General features: G+C 67.7%; 20 protein-coding genes. 14 read left to right on the top strand and 6 right to left on the bottom strand.

Annotation, left to right across the window (positions count from 1 at the left end; translation table 11 throughout):
• Positions 1–237: 237 nt before the first annotated feature.
• Positions 238–942, bottom strand: a complete 705-nt coding sequence (queC, locus tag SJH88_RS14955; RefSeq protein WP_274754943.1) for a 7-cyano-7-deazaguanine synthase QueC — start codon at positions 940–942, stop codon at positions 238–240.
• Positions 943–1,006: 64 nt separating this feature from the next.
• On the opposite strand from queC, the gene SJH88_RS14950 reads away from it, so the two are divergent.
• The gene (locus SJH88_RS14950) at positions 1,007–1,690 is read left to right on the top strand and encodes a glutathione S-transferase family protein (protein ID WP_274754942.1); all 684 of its coding nucleotides are present in this window, start codon (positions 1,007–1,009) and stop codon (positions 1,688–1,690) included.
• 42 nt (positions 1,691–1,732) lie between these two features.
• Here SJH88_RS14950 and SJH88_RS14945 read toward each other — a convergent pair whose 3' ends face one another.
• Entirely contained in the window at positions 1,733–2,188 is a 456-nt protein-coding gene (locus SJH88_RS14945) for a hypothetical protein (RefSeq protein ID WP_042417972.1), read from the bottom strand.
• A 116-nt stretch (positions 2,189–2,304) separates the two neighbouring features.
• Here SJH88_RS14945 and SJH88_RS14940 point away from each other — a divergent pair, with 116 nt between their 5' ends.
• From SJH88_RS14940 to SJH88_RS14915, 6 genes are all read left to right on the top strand, one after another.
• Complete coding sequence (locus SJH88_RS14940) at positions 2,305–3,537, top strand: multifunctional CCA addition/repair protein (RefSeq protein ID WP_274754941.1); 1,233 nt, start codon at positions 2,305–2,307, stop codon at positions 3,535–3,537.
• Positions 3,538–3,668: 131 nt separating this feature from the next.
• Positions 3,669–5,189 (top strand): acetaldehyde dehydrogenase ExaC, encoded by a 1,521-nt coding sequence (gene exaC / locus SJH88_RS14935; protein ID WP_274754940.1) that lies wholly within the window; start codon positions 3,669–3,671, stop codon positions 5,187–5,189.
• A gap of 346 nt (positions 5,190–5,535) precedes the next feature.
• The gene (locus tag SJH88_RS14930; protein ID WP_274754939.1) at positions 5,536–5,901 is read left to right on the top strand and encodes a DUF779 domain-containing protein; all 366 of its coding nucleotides are present in this window, start codon (positions 5,536–5,538) and stop codon (positions 5,899–5,901) included.
• 67 nt (positions 5,902–5,968) lie between these two features.
• Positions 5,969–6,289 carry a hypothetical protein gene (locus SJH88_RS14925; RefSeq protein ID WP_274754938.1) on the top strand — a complete coding sequence of 107 codons (321 nt, stop codon included), beginning with the start codon at positions 5,969–5,971 and terminating at the stop codon, positions 6,287–6,289.
• Positions 6,290–6,396: 107 nt separating this feature from the next.
• Positions 6,397–7,539, top strand: coding sequence for an aminotransferase class V-fold PLP-dependent enzyme (locus tag SJH88_RS14920; protein ID WP_274754937.1), 1,143 nt, complete (start codon positions 6,397–6,399; stop codon positions 7,537–7,539).
• A gap of 91 nt (positions 7,540–7,630) precedes the next feature.
• Positions 7,631–8,080: a DUF4124 domain-containing protein gene (locus tag SJH88_RS14915; RefSeq protein WP_154163556.1), complete on the top strand. Its 450-nt coding sequence runs from the start codon at positions 7,631–7,633 to the stop codon at positions 8,078–8,080.
• Between the two features lie 7 nt (positions 8,081–8,087).
• Here SJH88_RS14915 and trxC read toward each other — a convergent pair whose 3' ends face one another.
• The 3 genes from trxC to SJH88_RS14900 all read right to left on the bottom strand — a co-directional run bounded on the left by trxC (position 8,088) and on the right by SJH88_RS14900 (position 10,004).
• Entirely contained in the window at positions 8,088–8,531 is a 444-nt protein-coding gene (trxC, locus tag SJH88_RS14910) for a thioredoxin TrxC (protein ID WP_154163557.1), read from the bottom strand.
• Positions 8,532–8,672: 141 nt separating this feature from the next.
• Entirely contained in the window at positions 8,673–8,879 is a 207-nt protein-coding gene (locus SJH88_RS14905; protein WP_042417995.1) for a DUF2905 family protein, read from the bottom strand.
• A 21-nt stretch (positions 8,880–8,900) separates the two neighbouring features.
• Complete coding sequence (locus SJH88_RS14900) at positions 8,901–10,004, bottom strand: class I SAM-dependent methyltransferase (protein WP_274754936.1); 1,104 nt, start codon at positions 10,002–10,004, stop codon at positions 8,901–8,903.
• Positions 10,005–10,156: 152 nt separating this feature from the next.
• Between SJH88_RS14900 and SJH88_RS14895 the strand changes: the two genes are divergently transcribed.
• From SJH88_RS14895 to cueR, 6 genes are all read left to right on the top strand, one after another.
• Entirely contained in the window at positions 10,157–10,531 is a 375-nt protein-coding gene (locus tag SJH88_RS14895) for a dihydroneopterin aldolase (protein WP_045267681.1), read from the top strand.
• Entirely contained in the window at positions 10,525–11,508 is a 984-nt protein-coding gene (gene ttcA, locus SJH88_RS14890) for a tRNA 2-thiocytidine(32) synthetase TtcA (protein WP_045266088.1), read from the top strand. Before SJH88_RS14895 ends, ttcA begins: the two co-directional genes overlap by 7 nt.
• Positions 11,509–11,711: 203 nt before the next feature.
• Complete coding sequence (locus SJH88_RS14885; protein ID WP_274754935.1) at positions 11,712–12,413, top strand: DUF4136 domain-containing protein; 702 nt, start codon at positions 11,712–11,714, stop codon at positions 12,411–12,413.
• 59 nt (positions 12,414–12,472) lie between these two features.
• On the top strand, positions 12,473–12,973 hold the full coding sequence (locus SJH88_RS14880; protein ID WP_274754934.1) for a YjjA family protein: 501 nt from the start codon (positions 12,473–12,475) through the stop codon (positions 12,971–12,973).
• 176 nt (positions 12,974–13,149) lie between these two features.
• Positions 13,150–15,657 carry a heavy metal translocating P-type ATPase gene (locus tag SJH88_RS14875; protein WP_274754933.1) on the top strand — a complete coding sequence of 836 codons (2,508 nt, stop codon included), beginning with the start codon at positions 13,150–13,152 and terminating at the stop codon, positions 15,655–15,657.
• A gap of 284 nt (positions 15,658–15,941) precedes the next feature.
• On the top strand, positions 15,942–16,400 hold the full coding sequence (cueR, locus tag SJH88_RS14870; RefSeq protein ID WP_274754932.1) for a Cu(I)-responsive transcriptional regulator: 459 nt from the start codon (positions 15,942–15,944) through the stop codon (positions 16,398–16,400).
• 118 nt (positions 16,401–16,518) lie between these two features.
• Here cueR and SJH88_RS14865 read toward each other — a convergent pair whose 3' ends face one another.
• On the bottom strand, positions 16,519–16,713 hold the full coding sequence (locus SJH88_RS14865) for a heavy-metal-associated domain-containing protein (RefSeq protein WP_042420287.1): 195 nt from the start codon (positions 16,711–16,713) through the stop codon (positions 16,519–16,521).
• Positions 16,714–17,118: 405 nt separating this feature from the next.
• Here SJH88_RS14865 and SJH88_RS14860 point away from each other — a divergent pair, with 405 nt between their 5' ends.
• Positions 17,119–18,012, top strand: a complete 894-nt coding sequence (locus SJH88_RS14860) for an EamA family transporter (RefSeq protein ID WP_260674202.1) — start codon at positions 17,119–17,121, stop codon at positions 18,010–18,012.
• The last annotated feature ends 521 nt before the right edge of the window (positions 18,013–18,533 follow it).

Raw genomic sequence — 18,533 nt, 5'->3', positions numbered from 1 at the left:
GCGCGCCCCCTCCAGCAAGGGCTTGATGATCTCGAATTGCTCGCGGCTCGTGTCGCTGGGGTACTTCTTGGTTCGCACCCGTCAATTGTCAGGGAACAATTAAAGATCCTGAACAGGTTCTAAGGGCTAAGGGCTAAGGGCTAAGGGCTAAGGGCTAAGGGCTAAGGGCTAAGGGCTAAGGGCTAAGGGCTAAGGGCTTGGCGCACGGCCATTTCCCGGGTCTAGCACCCTGCGCGCTCAGGTGCCCTGGGCCGCACGCCAGCGCTGCCAGCCCTTGGCGCGCAGGTCGCAGGCCGGGCAGTGGCCGCAGCCGTGGCCCCAGGCGTGCAGCACATCGCGCGTGCCCTCGTAGCAGGTGTGCGTGTCCTGCACGATCAGTTGCACCAGGGCGTCGCCGCCCAGGTCCTGGGCCATCTGCCAGGTGGCGGCCTTGTCGATCCACATCAGCGGCGTCTCGATGCGCAGGCGCCGCTCCAGCCCCAGGTTCAGCGCCAGCTGCATGGCCTTCATGGTGTCGTCGCGGCAGTCGGGGTAGCCGGAGAAATCCGTCTCGCAGACACCGGTCACGATGACCTGCAGCCCGCGCCGGTAGGCCAGGGCACCGGCCAGCGTCAAGAACAGCAGGTTGCGCCCGGGCACAAAGGTGTTGGGCAGGCCATCGGCCTGCATGGCGAAGGCCACGTCCTCGGTCAGGGACGAGCCGCCGATCTGCTTGAGCACGTCCAGGCTCAGCACATGGTCCTCACCCAGCTTGGGCGCCCACTGGGGAAACTGCGTGCGCAGCTGCTGCAGCACCGTCAGCCGCGCCTGCAGCTCCACGCTGTGGCGCTGGCCATAGTCAAAGCCCAGGGTTTCCACACGCTCGTACTTCGACAGGGCGTGGGCCAGGCAGGTGGTGGAGTCCTGTCCACCCGAAAACATCACAAGTGCAGAGGTATGCATAGGCCGGAATTACAACACGCGCTACAGTGCCACGACGTCACATGGTTGTGAGAACGGACCTCCTATGCTGCAGCTTTACATCGGCAACAAGAACTACTCGTCCTGGTCCATGCGCCCCTGGGTGGCGATGCGCCAGCTGGGCATCGCCTTTGACGAAGTCATGGTGCGCTTCGACAGCTTCGCGCCCGATTCGCAGTTCAAGCGCACGCTGCGCACGCTGACGCCCACGGGCACGGTGCCCGTGCTGGTGCACGACGATCTGGCCATCTGGGACACGTTGGCGATTGCCGAGTACCTGGCCGAGACCTTCCCCCAGGCCGGCATCTGGCCGGCGTCGGTGACCGACCGCGCCCGCGCCCGCAGCCTCTGCGCCGAGATGCACAGCGGCTTCACCGCCCTGCGCAGCCACTGTCCCATGAACATCGAGGCCCGGCTGCCCGAGGTCGGCGCCAAGATCTGGGCCGAGCAGGCGGCCGTGCGCGCCAATGTGGCCCGCCTGGTCGACATGTGGAGCGAACTGCTGCAATCCCACGGCGGCCCCATGCTGTTCGGCCGGTTCAGCATGGTCGACGCCTACTTCGCCCCGGTGTGCATGCGCCTGCACACCTACGGCCTGCCCGTGCCACCCGCGATTGCCGACTACGTGCAGCGCGTGCGCGCCGTGCCGGCCGTCCAGGCCTGGATCACGCAGGCCGAGGCCGAGCACGACTTCCGCGACTTCGACGAACCCTACCGCACCCAGCGCTGAAACGCGCCGGGCGGCGCACCGGTGCGCCCCTGGCGGGCGGGCCTACTTGAACTGCTTGCGCAGCATGGGCTTGTGCCGCGCAATGTGCGCCAGTTGGGCCGGGGCCAGGGTGCCGCCCAGGTCCTCGTCCTCGGTGTTGAGCACCGCGTTGGCGTAGCGCAGGGCCCGGGCCACCACCTCGTCCTCGCTCACGCCCTGCTGCGCGGCCAGCTCCATGGCCACGCGGCGCATGGCGCGCTGCGACAGCATCCACATGGCGCCAAAGGCCTCCCAGGCGGCGGCGGTCTTCTGGCTCTGCGCGTGGTCGGCCAGGATGTCCTTGAGCGGCTTGGCCAGCACCTCCTGCAGCGCCTCCATTTGTTCCTGCAGGGTTTCCAACTGGGCTTCGCGCTCCAGTGCCGCGGCGGCGGCCTGGGCCTGGGCGTCCGGGGCCTCGGGCACGGGCACGCTGCCATCCGGGTTCAACTGGGCAATGGTGAGGGAAGAAAGCAAGGACATGGCGCACCCCAGGGCAAGAAGGGGGCGACTATACAAACAAAATCCGTCCCCCGGCGGGCGCGGTGCATCGCACGCTGCCGGGCGTCGGCGACGGCAGCGGCCCTACACTTGGCTACATGAAGATTTACATGGTTGGCGGCGCGGTGCGCGACCGCCTGTTGCAGCGCCCGGTGCACGACACCGACTGGGTGGTCGTGGGCGCCTCCCCCGAGGACATGACGGCGCGCGGCTTCACACCCGTGGGGCGCGATTTCCCGGTGTTCCTGCACCCCGAGACCCACGAGGAATACGCCCTGGCGCGCACCGAGCGCAAGAGTGGCAGGGGCTACCGCGGCTTTGTGGTCCACACCGCCCCCGACGTGACGCTGGAAGAAGACCTGGCGCGCCGCGACCTGACCATCAATGCGATAGCAGCTCCCGCAGGCTGGACGGGCGCCGAAGACGTTTTTGATCCCTACCACGGCCAGGCCGACTTGCAGGCCAGGGTGCTGCGCCATGTGACCGTGGCCTTCCGCGAAGACCCGGTGCGCATCCTGCGCGTGGCGCGCTTTGCCGCGCGCTTCACCGACTTCCATGTGGCCCCCGAGACACTGCAGCTGATGCGCGAGATGGTGGACGCGGGCGAAGCCGACCACCTGGTGCCCGAGCGCGTCTGGCAAGAAATCAGCCGCGGGCTGATGGAAGCCCAGCCCTCGCGCATGTTCGAGGTGCTGCGCGCCTGCGGCGCCCTGCGCGTGCTGCTGCCCGAGCTGGACCGTCTGTGGGGCGTGCCACAGCGCGCCGAATACCACCCCGAGGTGGACAGCGGCGTGCACGCCATGCTGGTGCTGGACATGGCCGCGCAGCTGCAGTCGCCGCTGAGCGTGCGCTTTGCCTGCCTGTGCCACGACTTCGGCAAGGGCACCACGCCGGCCGAGATGCTGCCGCGCCACATCGGCCACGAACAGCGCAGCGCCCGCCTGCTGCAGGGCGTGTGCGCGCGCTGGCGCGTGCCCAACGATTGCAAGGAACTGGCCGACGTGGTGGCGCGCGAGCACGGCAACATCCACCGCAGCGGGGAATTGAACCCCGCGGCCGTGTTGCGCCTGCTGGAACGCTGCGACGCCCTGCGCAAGCCCGCACGCTTTGCCGAGGCACTGCTGGCCTGCGAATGCGATGCCCGCGGCCGCATCGGCTTTGAGGACCGCCCCTACCCCCAGCGCCAGCGCCTGCAGACGGCGCTGGACGCAGCCCTGGCCGTGGACACCGCGCCCGTCGCCCAGGCCGCGGCCCAGCGCGGGCTAAAGGGCCCGGCGATTGGCGAGGCCGTGGCCAGCGCGCGCCAGCAGGCCGTAGCCCAGGTGCTGTAGGCGGGGACGCCGAGGCAGCGCTTCCCAGGGAAAACCGCCAAACACCCGGGCAGGGACACAGAGGAACATGTGCCGGTTGGGCCCACGTCGGCCCACACCCACCCTCGTTTCCTTTGTTCTGGAGGTTTGCCATGGCTTATGCCCTTCCCGGCCAATCCGGTGCGCTGCACCACTACCAAGACCGCTACGACAACTACATCGGCGGCCAGTGGGTGCCGCCCAGCGGTGGCGAGTATTTCGATGTGGTCACGCCGATCACCGGCCAGGTCTACACGCGCGTGGCACGCGGCACGGCGGCCGACATCGAAAAGGCCCTGGACGCGGCCCACGCTGCCGCCGATGCCTGGGGCAAGACCTCAGCCATCGAGCGCAGCAACATCCTGCTGCAGATTGCCGACCGAATTGATGCCCACCGCGAGCTGCTGGCCTATGTGGAGACCATCGACAACGGCAAGGCCATCCGCGAGACGCTGTCCGCCGACATTCCGCTGGCCGCCGACCACTTCCGCTACTTTGCCGGCGCGGTGCGCACCCAGGAAGGCGGCATCAGCCAGATCGACAACGAGACCGTGGCCTACCACTTCCACGAGCCGCTGGGCGTGGTCGGGCAGATCATCCCCTGGAACTTCCCCATCCTGATGGCGGCCTGGAAGCTGGCGCCCGCGCTGGCCGCGGGCAACTGCGTGGTGCTCAAGCCCGCCGAATCCACGCCCGTGTCCATCCTGGTGCTGATGGGCCTGGTCGGTGACCTGCTGCCGCCCGGCGTGCTGAACATCGTCAACGGCTTCGGCCGCGAGGCCGGCATGCCGCTGGCACAAAGCAAGCGCATCGCCAAGATCGCCTTCACTGGCTCCACCAGCACCGGCCGCGTGATCGCCCAGGCGGCGGCCAACAGCCTGATCCCGGCCACGCTGGAGCTGGGTGGCAAGTCGCCCAACATTTTCTTCGCCGACGTGATGGACAAGGACGACAGCTTCCTCGACAAGGCCATCGAAGGCCTGGTGCTGTTCGCCTTCAACCAGGGCGAGGTCTGCACCTGCCCCAGCCGCGCGCTGATCCAGGAGTCGATCTACGAGAAGTTCATGGAACGCGTGCTCCAGCGCGTGGCAGCCATCAAGCACGCCGACCCGCTGGACCCCAGCAGCATGATGGGCGCGCAGGCCAGCAAGGAGCAGTTGACCAAGATCCTGTCCTACCTGGACCTGGGCCGGCAGGAAGGCGCCGAGGTACTGATCGGCGGCGCCCAGGCCCAACTGGGCGGCGCCCTGTCCGGCGGCTACTACGTGCAGCCCACCATCTTCAAGGGCCACAACAAGATGCGCATCTTCCAGGAGGAGATCTTCGGCCCCGTGCTGGCCGTGACCACCTTCAAGACCGAGGAAGAAGCCCTGGCGCTGGCGAATGACACGCTCTACGGCCTGGGCGCCGGCGTCTGGAGCCGCAACGGCAACGTGGCCTACCGCATGGGCCGCGCCATCAAGGCCGGGCGCGTGTGGACCAACTGCTACCACCACTACCCCGCGCACGCGGCGTTCGGGGGCTACAAGGAGTCGGGCATCGGGCGCGAGAACCACAAGCAGATGCTGGATCACTACCAGCAGACCAAGAACCTGCTGGTGTCCTACTCCGAAACCAAGCTCGGCTTCTTCTGAGCGGCAACGGTGGAAGGAGAACGCCGGATGCGTCGTTGCAACCCCTCGCCGTAGCGCTGCTACTGCCTTCGGGGTTGCGCCTCGCCTGCGGCGCCCTCCTGCCACCGTGAAGTCGTGGTCGTGTTGTATTTCACAAAATCGGCTGCCAGCGCGCTTGCAGAGCGCAACTGGCAGTCCAAAGCGATAGCACAGCGGAGGGAAGAGTGCAGCGAGATGCAAGAAGGGTGGGGCCGGTGCCCGGCCCTTCTTGCACCACCCCGCTGGTATGGAACTTGAACCACCAACCGGCCGCTGGAGTGCATGCAGAGCGCACACAGCCGTCAAACTGCATAGCAAGGAGCCCGCCATGGTCAAGCGAGTCATTGCCACCCCGGCGACGCTGGAGCTGATCGACGTGCTGCGCGCCAAGTACGGGCCCCGGCTGTTCTTTCACCAATCCGGGGGCTGCTGCGACAACAGCGCCGCCAACTGCTACATCGAGGGCGAGTTGACCATCGGCCCCGGCGATGTGCAGTTGGGCGAGATCGGCGGCCTGCCGTTCTACATGAGCGCCTCGCAGTTCGAGTACTGGCAGCACACCCAGCTCATCATCGACGTGATCGACGGCCATGGCGGCGGCACCCTGTCGCTGGAAGGCCCCGAAGGCAAGGCCTTCCTGACCCGCTCGCGCGTGTTCACCGATGCCGAGCTGGCCCAGTTGCGGGCTGTTTGACACCCCAGTGCAGCCTGCCATGCCCATCCCATGCCCACCACGCCAAAGGCACAGCGTCTGCCACGCGATGGTCTGGGCTGTCTGGGCCCTGGCCACGCCAACCACCATGGCCCAGCCCCTGGCGGCGCACAGTGCCCCGCCAGGGGGCGCACTGGCCCTGCGGGTCAGCGCCGGTACCGCCCAACTGCAAGGGCTGTCGCCCGAGCACCTGCTGATTGCCGCACGCCGGCGCCAGCTGCCCCATGCCGCCCAGCTGGAATGTGCAGCCCTGGACTCCCAGCTGCCCGTGCTGGCGCGCAACCTGCAGCGTGCGACGCCCGCTGACAAGGCCGCCGCCCAGGCCGCGCTGGAGCAGACCCAGGCGCGCTTTCGCGCACTGCGCTGCTAGCCTGTTGCCGATGCACGAAGGGGCTGGCCGCCTGTGGGCACGGCCCCGGCCCCTGCCGCGCCGCCGGGTCGCGCTAGCATGGGCCCCTGCCCCCTCTTTTCCCCACCATGCACTACTTCAACCAAGCCGCCGGCGGACTGATGCCGGACCGCGTGCTGCAGGCCGTCACCGACTACATGCAGCGCGAGCAGGCCCTGGGCTCCTACGTGGCCGCCCAGCAGGCCCAGCCCCAGCTGCAGCAGCTCTACGTCCAGCTGGCGGCGCTGCTGCACTGCCAGCCGGCCGATATCGCCCTGACCACCGGCAACACCCACGGCTGGTGTGCCGTGGTCGGCGCCCTGCCGCTGCAGGCCGGGGACCGCGTGCTGGTCACGCCGGGCGAATGGGGTGGCAACTACGCGATGCTGCTGCAGCTGCAGGCCCGCACCGGCTGCGTGGTGGAGACCATGCCCTGCACCGCGGACGGCCACATCGACCTGGAGGCGCTGGAGGCCGGGCTGGACGCACGCGTCCAGCTCATCGCGCTGACCTGGGTGCCGGCCAACGGCAGCACGGTGTATGACGCCCAGGCCCTGGGCCAGCTGTGCGCCCGCCATGGCATCCCCTACATCATCGATGCGGCCCAGGCCCTGGGCCACATCCCCGTCGATGTGCAGGCCCTGCAGTGCGATGTGCTTACGGCCCCGGGCCGCAAATGGCTGTGTGGCCCGCGCGGCACCGGGCTGGTGTACCTGAAACCGGGCTTTACCGCCCGGCTGCAGCCCATGACGGTGGACCATGTGTCCTGCCCCATCACCCCCACCGGCCCGGTGCTGCGCCAGGATGCGCGGATGCTGGAGCAGTCCGAATCCTCGGTCGCCCTGAAGCTGGGCCTGCTGGCCGCGCTGGACACGGCCCAGGCCGAGGGCTGGTCCCAGCGCTTTGCCGCCATCGCCGAGCGCGCGCGGCAACTGCGCAGCGCCCTGGCGGATGTGCCGGGCCTGCGCCTGCACAGCCTGGCTGCCGCCCCCGCCGACTGCGGCATCGTGCCGTTCACGCTGCAGGGCCACACCCCTGCCCAGGTGCAGCAGGCACTGCTGCAGGGCCACATCCAGGTGGCCGCCAGCGGCATGGGCTTCACCCCGCTGGACATGCAGGCCCGCGGCTTGAGCGCCGTGGTCCGCGCCTCGGTCAGCGCCCACACCACCGATGCCGACATCCAGGCGCTGGTGCAGGCCTTGCAAACGCTGTCTGCAGCACCCGCCCGCTGAGCGGCTGCGTCTGCTGGAGGCAACACCGTGGAGGGGCTGGCCTGCGGGCATCGCTGGACGTCACCCGCAGGTAGCCCCTACCATCCGGTGCATGCGTTCAACACCTCTCGCCATGGCGGCGCTGTGGGGCCTGGTCGCCTGCCACGTACAGGCGCAGCAGGTCTACCGCTGTGACATCCACGGCAACACCCGTTGTTCCCACGCACCCTGTCCCGGAGCCCAGGCGATTGACACCAGCCCGACGCAGGGGCTCAGCCGCGCCACCGGCACCGTACAACGCCACCCCGATGTGCAACGCGCAATCACCCAGCGCCCACGCGCCGAAGCCATACGTCCGATCACCTGCAAGTCACCGGAAGCACTGGCTGTCGACCGACGCAGAATGCGACTCAGCGCCACCGAGAAGCTGCACTGCGAATGGCTGGACCTGCGCTTACCCAGCCTGGAAGCCCAGGTTGCGCAGGCCCGCGCCGACCAAAAAGGCCAGGCCGAGCTGGCGCTCTACCAAGCCCGCCTCCAGTTGCGTGACCTGCGCTGCTGAGCGGCGCTCAGCCCACCACCGAGCGCACCCAGCGCACGATCTCGCCGGCCGGCAAGGCCCCGGAGATGCGCGCCTTTTCCACGCCGTGCTGGAACACGATCATGGTGGGAATGCTGCGCACGTTGTAGGGTGCGGCCGCCTGGGGGTGGGCCTCGGTGTCCAGCTTGGCCAGCCGCACCTGGGGTGACAGTTGCTGGGCGGCCTGGGCAAAGGCCGGCGCCATCATGCGGCAGGGACCGCACCAGGGGGCCCAGAAGTCCACCACCACCGGGATGTGGCTGCGCCCCACGTGCTTGGCAAAACTGTCGGCGTCCAGCGCCACGGGCTCCCCCGTGAACAGCGGCTGGTGGCAGCTGCCGCAGTCGGGCGCATGGCCCAGGTGCTGGGCCGCCACGCGGTTGGTCTTGTGGCAGTGGGGGCAGACGATGTGCAGGGCTTCGGGCGTGGTCATGGCGGCTCCAGGAACTCTCAAAGCCTGCACATGGTGGTGGGCCCGCCTTTTGCAAGTCGGTCAGGCGCGCCCCTCGGCCGGGCAGTGCTTGAGCAAAAAGCGGTTTTTCGCTGACGCAGCCTGCGCCAGCAGCTCACTTTTTCAGAACAACCAGGCCAGCAATTTGATGGTGCTGAACAGCAGCACCGTCACCAGCACGGCACTGGCGCAGGGCAGGAAAACCTCGCGCCCGAGCAGGCGGAAGGTGAAGTCCCCGGGCAGGCGGCCCAAGCCGACCTTGCGGATCACCCCGGTGGCGCTGTTGAGCAGCACCAGCAGGACAAAGATCAGCAGCATCCAGCGAATCATGTGCAGCGTCCGGTGCGGGGCTCAGAGCCGGTGGGTGCGATCACCCTGGACAAAGCCCAGGGCGCTCCAGGGCTCGACGCCCTTGCACAGGCCGATGACCTTGAACAGCTCGCCCATCTCGTGCTCCATCATCAATTTGAGCGCTGGCACGCGCTGGACCTGCGTCAGCTGCTCCAGTTTTTGCTGCAGCCCGCAGTTGATGAGGAAATGCGCCTGGGTGGTGTAGCCCAGCACTTCCAGGCCGGCCTCCTGCGCAGCCACGGCGGTGCCGGTGAAGTTGACGTGGGCCGTGATGTCCTTGAGGCCGATCTTGTCCAGCGGGTCGCTGTCCACCTGGTGCTGGTAGTGGCAGACCGTGGTGCCCATGTGGCGCTGCGGGTGGTAGTACTCCGACTCGCCAAAACCATAGTCGATGAAGAAGGCGGCACCGCGCTCCAGGCGCTCGCCCAGGGTGCGGATGAAGGCCTCGCCCTGGGCGTGGATTTCGGTCTCGTAATCGTGCTCACCCTCCACCTCCAGCGGGGGGCGCAGGTCGGTGGGCCGATCGGCCCAGACCAGGGCCTCGCCTTGCAGCGCCACGCCGCGCTCATGCCACACGCCGCCTACACGGGCCAGCAGTTGCACGGGCATGGCATCCAGCACCTCGTTGCCGATCACTACGCCCTGCATCCGCGCAGGCAGGGCATCGGCCCAGACCACGGTCGGCGCATGGGCCGCCAGGCGCGCCTGCTGGCGCGCACGCAGCGTGCCGGACAGGTCGACGATGGTGTAACGCTCAATGGCCACGCCCAGCCGCTGCAGCTCATCCAGCACCTGCAGGGCCAGGGCCCCCGTGCCGGCACCGAACTCCCACACCTCGCGCGTGCCGGTCGCGGCCAGGGCCTCGGCCACCTGCGCGGCCAGCAACTGGCCAAACACGGGTGACAGCTCGGGGGCGGTCACGAAATCGCTGCCGGAATCGGGCATGGCCCCAAACTTGGCCGTGTCGTTGGCGTAATAGCCCAGTCCCGGGGTGTACAGGGCCAGGGCCATGAAACGGTCAAAGCCCAGCCAGCCGCCGGCCTCGGCAATGGCCTGATCGATGTGCGAACGCAAGGCGTTCGTTAAAATTGTGGGTTCTGTCATGAACCCTGCATTGTCACCCCAGCGGAGCGCGCTGCGTGCCAAAACGGCGCAAGCCGCAGTACACCGGGGTTTTTGACGGTGCCCTCCCACCAAGATTGATACGCAAATTGCCAGAAGATGCAGGCCTGCAAGCGGCGCTCTGGGCACCCACTATGTCATCGGTTACCACCGGCCAACGCACGATTTCGCTCTCAGGGCTGCGCTTGAACGCACGCCTGGGCATTCTTGACTTCGAGCGTGAGGCAGCCCAACCCATTCAGGTCGACGCCGAGCTGAACATGGGTGTGCAGCCCCTGTTGCCCGCCAGCGATGACATTGCCCAGGTGCTGGACTACCGACTGGCGCGCAACGCCATCATCGACACGTGCACCGCCGGTCATACAGACCTGCTGGAGCGCCTGACCGGTGTGCTGGCACAAAACCTGATGGCACTGCCCGGCGTGCTGGGCGTGCGTGTGAAGATTGCCAAGCTAGAGATTTTTGACGACTGCGAAGTAGCCATTCGCGTCGAAACCGGACAATGGTGAACCCCATGAATGCTGTGACTGAAAACCCCTGGATCGCCGACGAAGCCGCCGAGGCAGCTGCGCAAGGCGAGACCGCCGCCGAAACCAAGCCCGGCAAGATCAAGATCGAACGCGAGCAGATCAAGCTGGAAAAGCGCCTGTGCCGTGAAGTGGGCCGCGCGATCATGGACTTCAACATGATCGAGGACGGCGACAAGATCATGGTCTGCATGTCCGGCGGCAAGGACAGCTACACGCTGCTGGACATCCTGCGCAAGCTGCAAAAGCGCGCGCCCGTGAAGTTCGAGATCGTGGCCGTGAACCTGGACCAGAAGCAGCCCGGCTTCCCCGACCACATCCTGCCCGAGTACTTCCAGTCCATCGGCGTGGACTACCACATCGAAACCCAGGACACCTACAGCGTCGTCAAGCGTGTGATCCCCGAGGGCAAGACCACCTGCGGCCTGTGCTCGCGCCTGCGCCGGGCCATTCTGTACTCGGTGGCCGACCGCCTGGGCTGCACCAAGGTGGCCCTGGGCCACCACCGCGACGACATCGTGCAGACGCTGATGCTGAACATGTTCTACGGCGGCCGCATGAAGGGCATGCCGCCCAAGCTGGTCAGCGACGACGGCAAGCACGTGGTCATCCGACCGCTGTGCTACGTGCCCGAAAAGGACACCACGCGCTGGGCCCAGTACCAGAACTTTCCCATCATCCCCTGCAACCTCTGCGGCAGCCAGGACGGCCTGCAGCGCGTGGCCGTGGGCGACATGCTGCGCGAGTGGGACAAGAAGTTCCCCGGCCGCATCGAGAGCATGTTCCGCGCCATGGGCAACATCGTGACCACGCACATGATGGATCCCGCGCTGCACAACTTCAAGGACGCCCAGGCCACCGGCGTGGCCGACCCGAATGGCGACATGGCCTTCGACCACGAAGAGCTGCCCACCACCCCCACGTTGCCCGGCGGCGTGCAGGTGGTGCAGATCGGCTAAGCCACGCCTGCACCGGCACCCAGCCCCGCCCTGTGCGGGGCTTTTTTGTGGGCGCCGGGCCCCGCCCCGGTTGCAGCCACAGGAACTTGTGGCGGTCACGGCGGTTCCAACTGCCATCTTCAGACCCCAGGTTCCCCCGGCCCGTGCTTGTCAGCACAATGGTGGGCAGGAACGTTGTCCCAGCTACCGACCAAGGAGCGTCCATGCAGCCACACCGCCTTCCCTCCACTTCCCGCCGCTGGGCCCTGGTTGCCGTGCTGGCCAGCGCCGCCGTGCTGGCTGGCTGCGCCAGCGGCCCGCGCCAGATCACCAGCAGCGTGCAGACCTATGCCAGCATGGGTGGCGTGCAACTGCCCGCCACCTATCGGCTGGAGCTGCTGCCCTCCCAGACCCAGCAGCAGAGTTTTGCCCGGATCGAGGCCGCGGCCGAGCAGGCCCTGCGCCGCGTGGGCCTGACGCGCGACCCGCGCCCCGAGCTGGCACGCCTGGTGGTCCAGGTCGGGGCCACGGCGTCCCAGGGCCGGGCCTACCACCCCGCCTATGACGACTGGTTCTACGGCCCACGCTTTGGCTGGGGCATGGCCTACGGCGGCCGCTGGGGCGGCGGCCTGGGCATGAACTGGATGATGGACACGCCCCCCATGGTCTACTACCGCGCCGTCAAGCTGGTGCTGCGCGATCAGCAGACCCAGCAGATCGTCTACGAAACCTCGGCCGAATACGACGAGGTGCGCATGGACGACCAGGTGATCTGGAACGTGCTGTTCGATGCGGCGCTGACCGATTTCCCGAATCCCCCTGCCGGCACGCGCCAGGTCCGCACCACGCTGGAGGCCAAGCCCGCCCCCGCAGCCACCACGACCACGCCGGCCGCCGCCCCCGCCGCGGCAGGCGCCGCCCGCTGACACCATCCCGGGCCGCGCTCGCTTGGGTGCGGCCCTTCCACCCGATTGAGGAATCTGCCATGACACGCTGGATCGCTTCCACTTTGCTCTGTGCCGCTGCCGGCGGCCTCTCCCTGGGCGCCCACGCCGCCAACTGGGGCGACACGCTGCGCCAGCAGGCGTCCTCGCTGGGCGGTGGCAGCACCGCGGCCAGCGACAACAGCAACACCTCGGCCCTGGGCGGCCTGCTGGGCCACAGTGGCGCCGCTTCCAGCGGCATGCTGTCTTCGCTGGGCGTCCCGGCCTCCGGCACGGCCGGCAACGCGGCGGGTGTCATCACCTACTGCATGAAGAACAACTACCTGAACCCCAACAAGGCCGAGCAGGTCAAAACCCAGTTGCTGGGCAAGCTGGGCGTGACACCCCAGCAGCCCGCCCCCAAGGACCCGGGCTACCTCCAGGGGCTGGGCGGCATGATAACCGGCAGCAACGGCCAGAGCTTCAGCATGGATAAGCTCCAGGGCGACCTCAAGGAAAAGGCCTGCGACCTGGTGCTGGACAACGCCAAGTCCTTGCTCTAACTACCAAAACCATAGCTACCTGCGCTTACGCCACAAGCGCTGGAAGGTCAAAAGGCTTGCACAGTGTGCAAGCCTTTTTGCTGCCCGGGCAGGCCACCATGCCCCTGCGCTTGACCTTCCCATGATGTCAAGGATTACGCTGCACCCTATTCCTTCTAGCACCACAGGTTCTGCGTATGTCCACCCTACCATCCACGCCCCACGCCCACCCCGCCGCCGCGGCGGCGGCCCTCAGCCTGCCCGTGCATGGCATGAGCTGTGCCAGCTGCGTGGGCCGGGTCGAAAAGGCCGTGCGCCAGGTGCCCGGCGTGGCCGAGGTCAGTGTCAACCTGGCCACCGAGCGCATCCACATCCAGCCTGCTGGCCCGCTGGACACGGCCGCCGTGGTGCAAGCGATTGAAAAGGCCGGCTACGAGGTGCCCAGCCAGACCGTCGAGCTGGCCGTGGAAGGCATGACCTGCGCCAGCTGCGTGGGCCGGGTGGAGCGTGCCCTGCAAAAAGTGCCCGGCGTGACCGCGGCCCAGGTGAACCTGGCCACCGAGCGCGCCACGGTGCAAGGCAGCGCCACGCTGGAGGCCCTGCTGGCCGCGCTGGACAAGGCCGGCTACCCCGGCCAACCCATCGACACCCAGGCCGCGCGGGCGCAAGCCGAGGCCCAGGCCGCACACAAGGAAGCCGAATACGCCGCGCTGCAGCGCGACTTCACCCTGGCCACGGTGCTGGCGCTGCCGGTGTTTGTGCTGGAGATGGGCTCGCACCTGATCCCCGGCATGCACCACTGGGTGGCGGGCACCATCGGCCTGCAGAACAGCTGGTACCTGCAGTGTGTGCTGACCGCGCTGGTGCTCTTGATTCCCGGGCGGCGCTTTTACACCAAGGGCCTGCCCGCCCTGCTGCGCGGCGGGCCAGACATGAATTCCCTGGTCGCCGTGGGCACGCTGGCGGCGTTCAGCTATTCCGTGGTCGCCACCTTCCTGCCCGGCCTGCTGCCCGCCGGCACGGTGAATGTGTACTTTGAGGCCGCCGCCGTCATCGTCGCGTTGATCCTGCTGGGCCGCATGCTGGAGGCCCGCGCCAAGGGCCGCACCTCGCAGGCCATCCAGCGGCTCATCGGCCTGCAGCCGCAGACGGCGCGCGTGCAGCGCGACGGGCAGTGGGTGGAGCTGCCGGCAGCCGACGTGCAGACCGGTGACCTCATCCAGGTGCGCCCCGGCGAGCGCGTGCCCGTGGACGGCACGGTGCTGGACGGCCAGAGCTATGTGGACGAATCCATGATCACCGGCGAGCCCGTGCCCGTCGCCAAAACCATCGATGACCGCGTGGTGGGCGGCACGGTCAACCAGACCGGCGCCTTCACCCTGCGCGCCACGGCCGTGGGCAGCGCCAGCGTGCTGGCCCAGATCATCCGGCTGGTGGAGCAGGCCCAGAGCGGCAAGCTGCCCATCCAGGCCGTGGTGGACAAGGTCACGCTGTGGTTCGTGCCCGCCGTGATGGCCGCCGCCGTGCTCACCTTCCTCGTGTGGCTGGTGTTCGGCCCCACGCCGGCGCTAAGCTTTGCGCTGGTCAATGCCGTGGCCGTGCTCATCATCGCCTGCCCCTGCGCCATGGGCCTGGCCACCCCCACCTCCATCATGGTGGGCACCGGGCGGGGCGCCGAGCTGGGCGTGCTGTTCCGCCAGGGCGAGGCGCTGCAGCTGCTGAAGCACACCCAGGCCGTGGCCGTGGACAAGACCGGCACCCTGACCGAAGGCCACCCCGCGCTGACCGACCTGGAAGTGGCCGAGGGCTTTGACCGCGCCCAGGTGCTGGCGCTGACCGCGGCCGCCGAATCACGCTCCGAGCACCCGATTGCCCGCGCCATCGTGCAAGCCGCCGAGCACGAGCAGCTGACCGTGCCTGCCCTCAGCGACTTTGCCTCCATCACCGGCATGGGCGTGCGCGCCACGGCCCTGGGCCAGCGCGTGGAGGTCGGCGCCGACCGCTTCATGCACGCCCTGGGGCTGGACGTGGCGCGCTTCGCCCCCACAGCGGCCCGCCTGGGCAGCGAAGGCAAGTCGCCGCTGTACGTGGCGATCGATGGGCAGCTGGCCGCCATCGTGGCCGTGGCCGACCCCATCAAGCCCAGCACGCCCGGTGCCATTGCCGCCCTGCATGCCCTGGGGCTGAAGGTCATCATGATCACCGGCGACAACGCCCGCACCGCACAGGCGATTGCCGCGCGCCTGGGCATTGACGAAGTGGTGGCCGAGGTGCTGCCCGAAGGCAAGGTCACCACGCTGCAGCAGCTGCAGGCCACGCACGGCCATGTCGCCTTTGTCGGCGATGGCATCAACGACGCGCCCGCGCTGGCCGCGGCCGATGTCGGCATCGCGATTGGCACCGGCACCGATGTGGCCGTGGAAGCCGCCGACGTGGTGCTGATGTCCGGCAGCCTGCAGGGCGTGCCGAATGCGATTGCGCTGTCCAAGGCCACCATGGGCAACATCCGGCAGAACCTGTTCTGGGCCTTTGCCTACAACACGGCGCTGATCCCCGTGGCTGCCGGCGTGCTCTATCCCGCGTATGGTGTCCTGCTGTCGCCGATTTTTGCGGCCGGTGCCATGGCACTGTCGAGTGTGTTTGTGCTGGGCAATGCCTTGCGCTTGCGCAGCTTTAAGGCGCCGATGGCAGAGGCTGCGGCCTGATCGATTGCGACCATCCCGTCTTTGACGGCAGAGGCCGGGAGTTCGTCCCGGCGGCCGAGTGACTTTCTGGGTGCGCCCAGAAAGTCACCAAAGATGCGCTTGGGCCTACCCGCCGCGAAACTCGCTGTGCGCTGTACCAGCGCGCCGCTCAAACACCCACGGCGCGTCAGGAGATGGATGCAGACCTGTCGCGCAGCAGCGCTGCGGCAGGTCTGCCGTAGTGCCAGCGCTGTGCCACATGTTCCCAAGCATCGGTGCACTGTGAAAATTTTCGGAGAAAGCCTATGAACATCGGAGAAGCGGCCAAGGCCTCGGGCGTGTCGGCCAAGATGATTCGCTATTACGAGTCGGTGGGGCTGATTCCGCCTATCCACCGCACCGAGTCCGGCTACCGCGCTTACAGCGGGTCGGATGTGCACATGCTGCGGTTCATCCGCCGCGCACGCGATCTGGGGTTTGCGGTGGCGGAGATTCACGACCTGCTGGACCTGTGGCGGGACCGCAGCCGCAAAAGCGCGGACGTGAAGCGCGTGGCACTGCAACACATCCAGGACCTGCAGCGGCGCATCCAGGAGCTGCAGCAGATGTCCGACACCCTGCAGGCGCTGACCGCCTGCTGCGCGGGCGATGAACGGCCCGACTGCCCCATCCTGCAAGGGCTGGAGACAGCCGACCTCTCCGCCCCCGGCGCGGAGGGAGGTGCGGCCCCGGCCCAAACCACCTGCTGCCCGCCCACCCGTTAACCACCTCCCATCACCGCAACGCCCCACAAAAAAGGCCATGGCATGTGCCATGGCCTTTTGGACGCGCGTGGCGTGGGTCAGGCGCTGCCGCCAACCCCCACGGGGTGGCGCAGCGCGCTTACTGCACCTGCGCGGGGTAGCCCGCCTCTTCCAGCGCCGCCACCACCGCGGCCTGCGGGGCCGTGGTCTGCACCTGTACCGTGTGGGTGGGGATGTCCACCGTCACCTGCGCGGCGGCATCCACGGATTGGATCGCCTTGGTCACGCTGCGGGCGCAGCCGCCGCAGGTCATGCTGTCGATGTGAAATTGCATGGCAAAACTCCTGGTCAAAATGCAATGGCGCCAGACTAAGGCTTGCCATGATGGGAAGGTCAAGCCCTTGCACCACACGGGGTTGGCCGGCGTGTACACCCTAAAAATCAGAGCAGGCTGCGGTGATCCTGTGGGTGCTAGACAGTGAAAACACCCGATAAATCACGCCACCCAGGTCTTGGAACTGCCCTGGTGGCCTGCAGCCCACCCGCCGCACTTGCGCCCAGGCCCACATGCCGGCTCCACGGCAGGCCATAGAGACCGGGCAGCCATGCCCACCAGCGGCAAGCCCGGGTACCCCCACAGGCCTTTGACGGTCCCGCGGATCGGCTGCACCACCACACGCCCTGTGCCTCCTACCGCACGCGCACCACGGTGGCCCGCAAAGCGCTACATTCACGCCCTATGTCAGCGCAGCGCCCCATCTTTTTGCTTCCCATCCTGGCAATCCTGGGCTCCATCGCCTTTTTGTGCACCGGCACCTCCTGGGCCAAGCACAGCCTGTTCCCGGAGATCGGTGCGCAGGGCACGACGGCGCTGCGACTGGGCTTTGCCGCCGCGCTGATGCTGCTGTTCTGGCGCCCCTGGCGGGCCCCCATCGCGCGCCACGATCTGCGCTCCATCGCGCTGTACGGCGCCACGCTGGGCGTCATGTGCCTGTCGTTCTACCTGTCGCTGCGCACCCTGCCGTTCGGCGTTGCCGTGGCGATCCAATTTGCCGGCCCCCTGTCCGTCGCCGTCTGGTCATCGCGCCGGCCGCTGGACTATGGGTGGATCGCCCTGGCCGTGCTGGGCCTGGGCCTGCTGCTGCCCCTGGGCCACGACGTGAACACGCTCGACCCCGCCGGCATCGCCTACGCCGCGTTCGGCGCCATCGGCTGGGCCTGCTACATCAACTTCGGCAAGCGCGTGGGCCACCTGCCCATCAGCATCACCGCCCCCCTGGGCGCAGCGGTGGCCGCCCTGGTGGTCGTGCCCGTGGGCCTGGCCCATGCCGGCGCGGCGCTGCTGTCGCCCAGCGTGCTGCTGACCGGCCTGGCCGTGGCCCTGATCTCCAGCGCCATCCCGATCTCGCTGGAGTTGTTCGCCCTCAAGCACCTGCCCAAACACGTCTTCGGCACCATGATCAGCATGGAACCCGCCGTGGCCGCGCTCCTGGCCCTGGTGTTTTTGGGCGAGGTGCTGAGCTTCACGCAGTGCGTGGCGATTGCGTTGATCATGACCGCCTCCATGGGCTGCGCCTTGACGGCCCAGGCGCGGCGGGCCAAGCAGGTGCCCGTAGTGGCGGAGGCTGCTTGATCTAAAAGCGTAGCTGGTGGTGCTTTCTACATCAGCGCTAGAGGCTTCAAAGGCTTGAAACCGTGTGGACGTGGTTTCAAGCCTTTTTTGTGGGTGGGCTTTTTTTGACTTCTGCTTTTGGATTGCTTTTCGAGGCCGGTAGTCGACCGGCAGCGACCCGGTTTCTTTTGTCTTGCCAAAAGAAACCGGGGAAAGAAAACGCGCGCCTTGCAGGCGGCTGATCCGGCGGAACTCGCTGCGCGCCTCTGGCGCTTCACTCAAACAGCCGCCGGAAATTTGATTGTTTATCCTTGGCACGCGCGACGCTTACGCGCGCGTGGGGTGGGGTGGGGTGGGGTGGGGAGGTTAGCGCTCCGCCACCTATGGCGGCTATCGGCCAAAAGCAGTCGTTCATTCTGCAAAAAATCACCTGGTGAATGAACTCACAGGCATTGGCAGGCGGGGCTCCTCCCATCGGTAGGTCTTGCTCAAGACGTTGCGCTCAAGCGATTGGCTGCTCCAGCGGATATCCAGCAGATCCG

The sequence above is a fragment of the Comamonas sp. GCA5 genome (genome assembly GCF_036541385.1).
Lineage (GTDB): Bacteria > Pseudomonadota > Gammaproteobacteria > Burkholderiales > Burkholderiaceae_C > Comamonas > Comamonas aquatica.
Note: the sequence above shows the minus strand (reverse complement) of the source record. Positions and strands in the feature narration are given on the sequence as shown.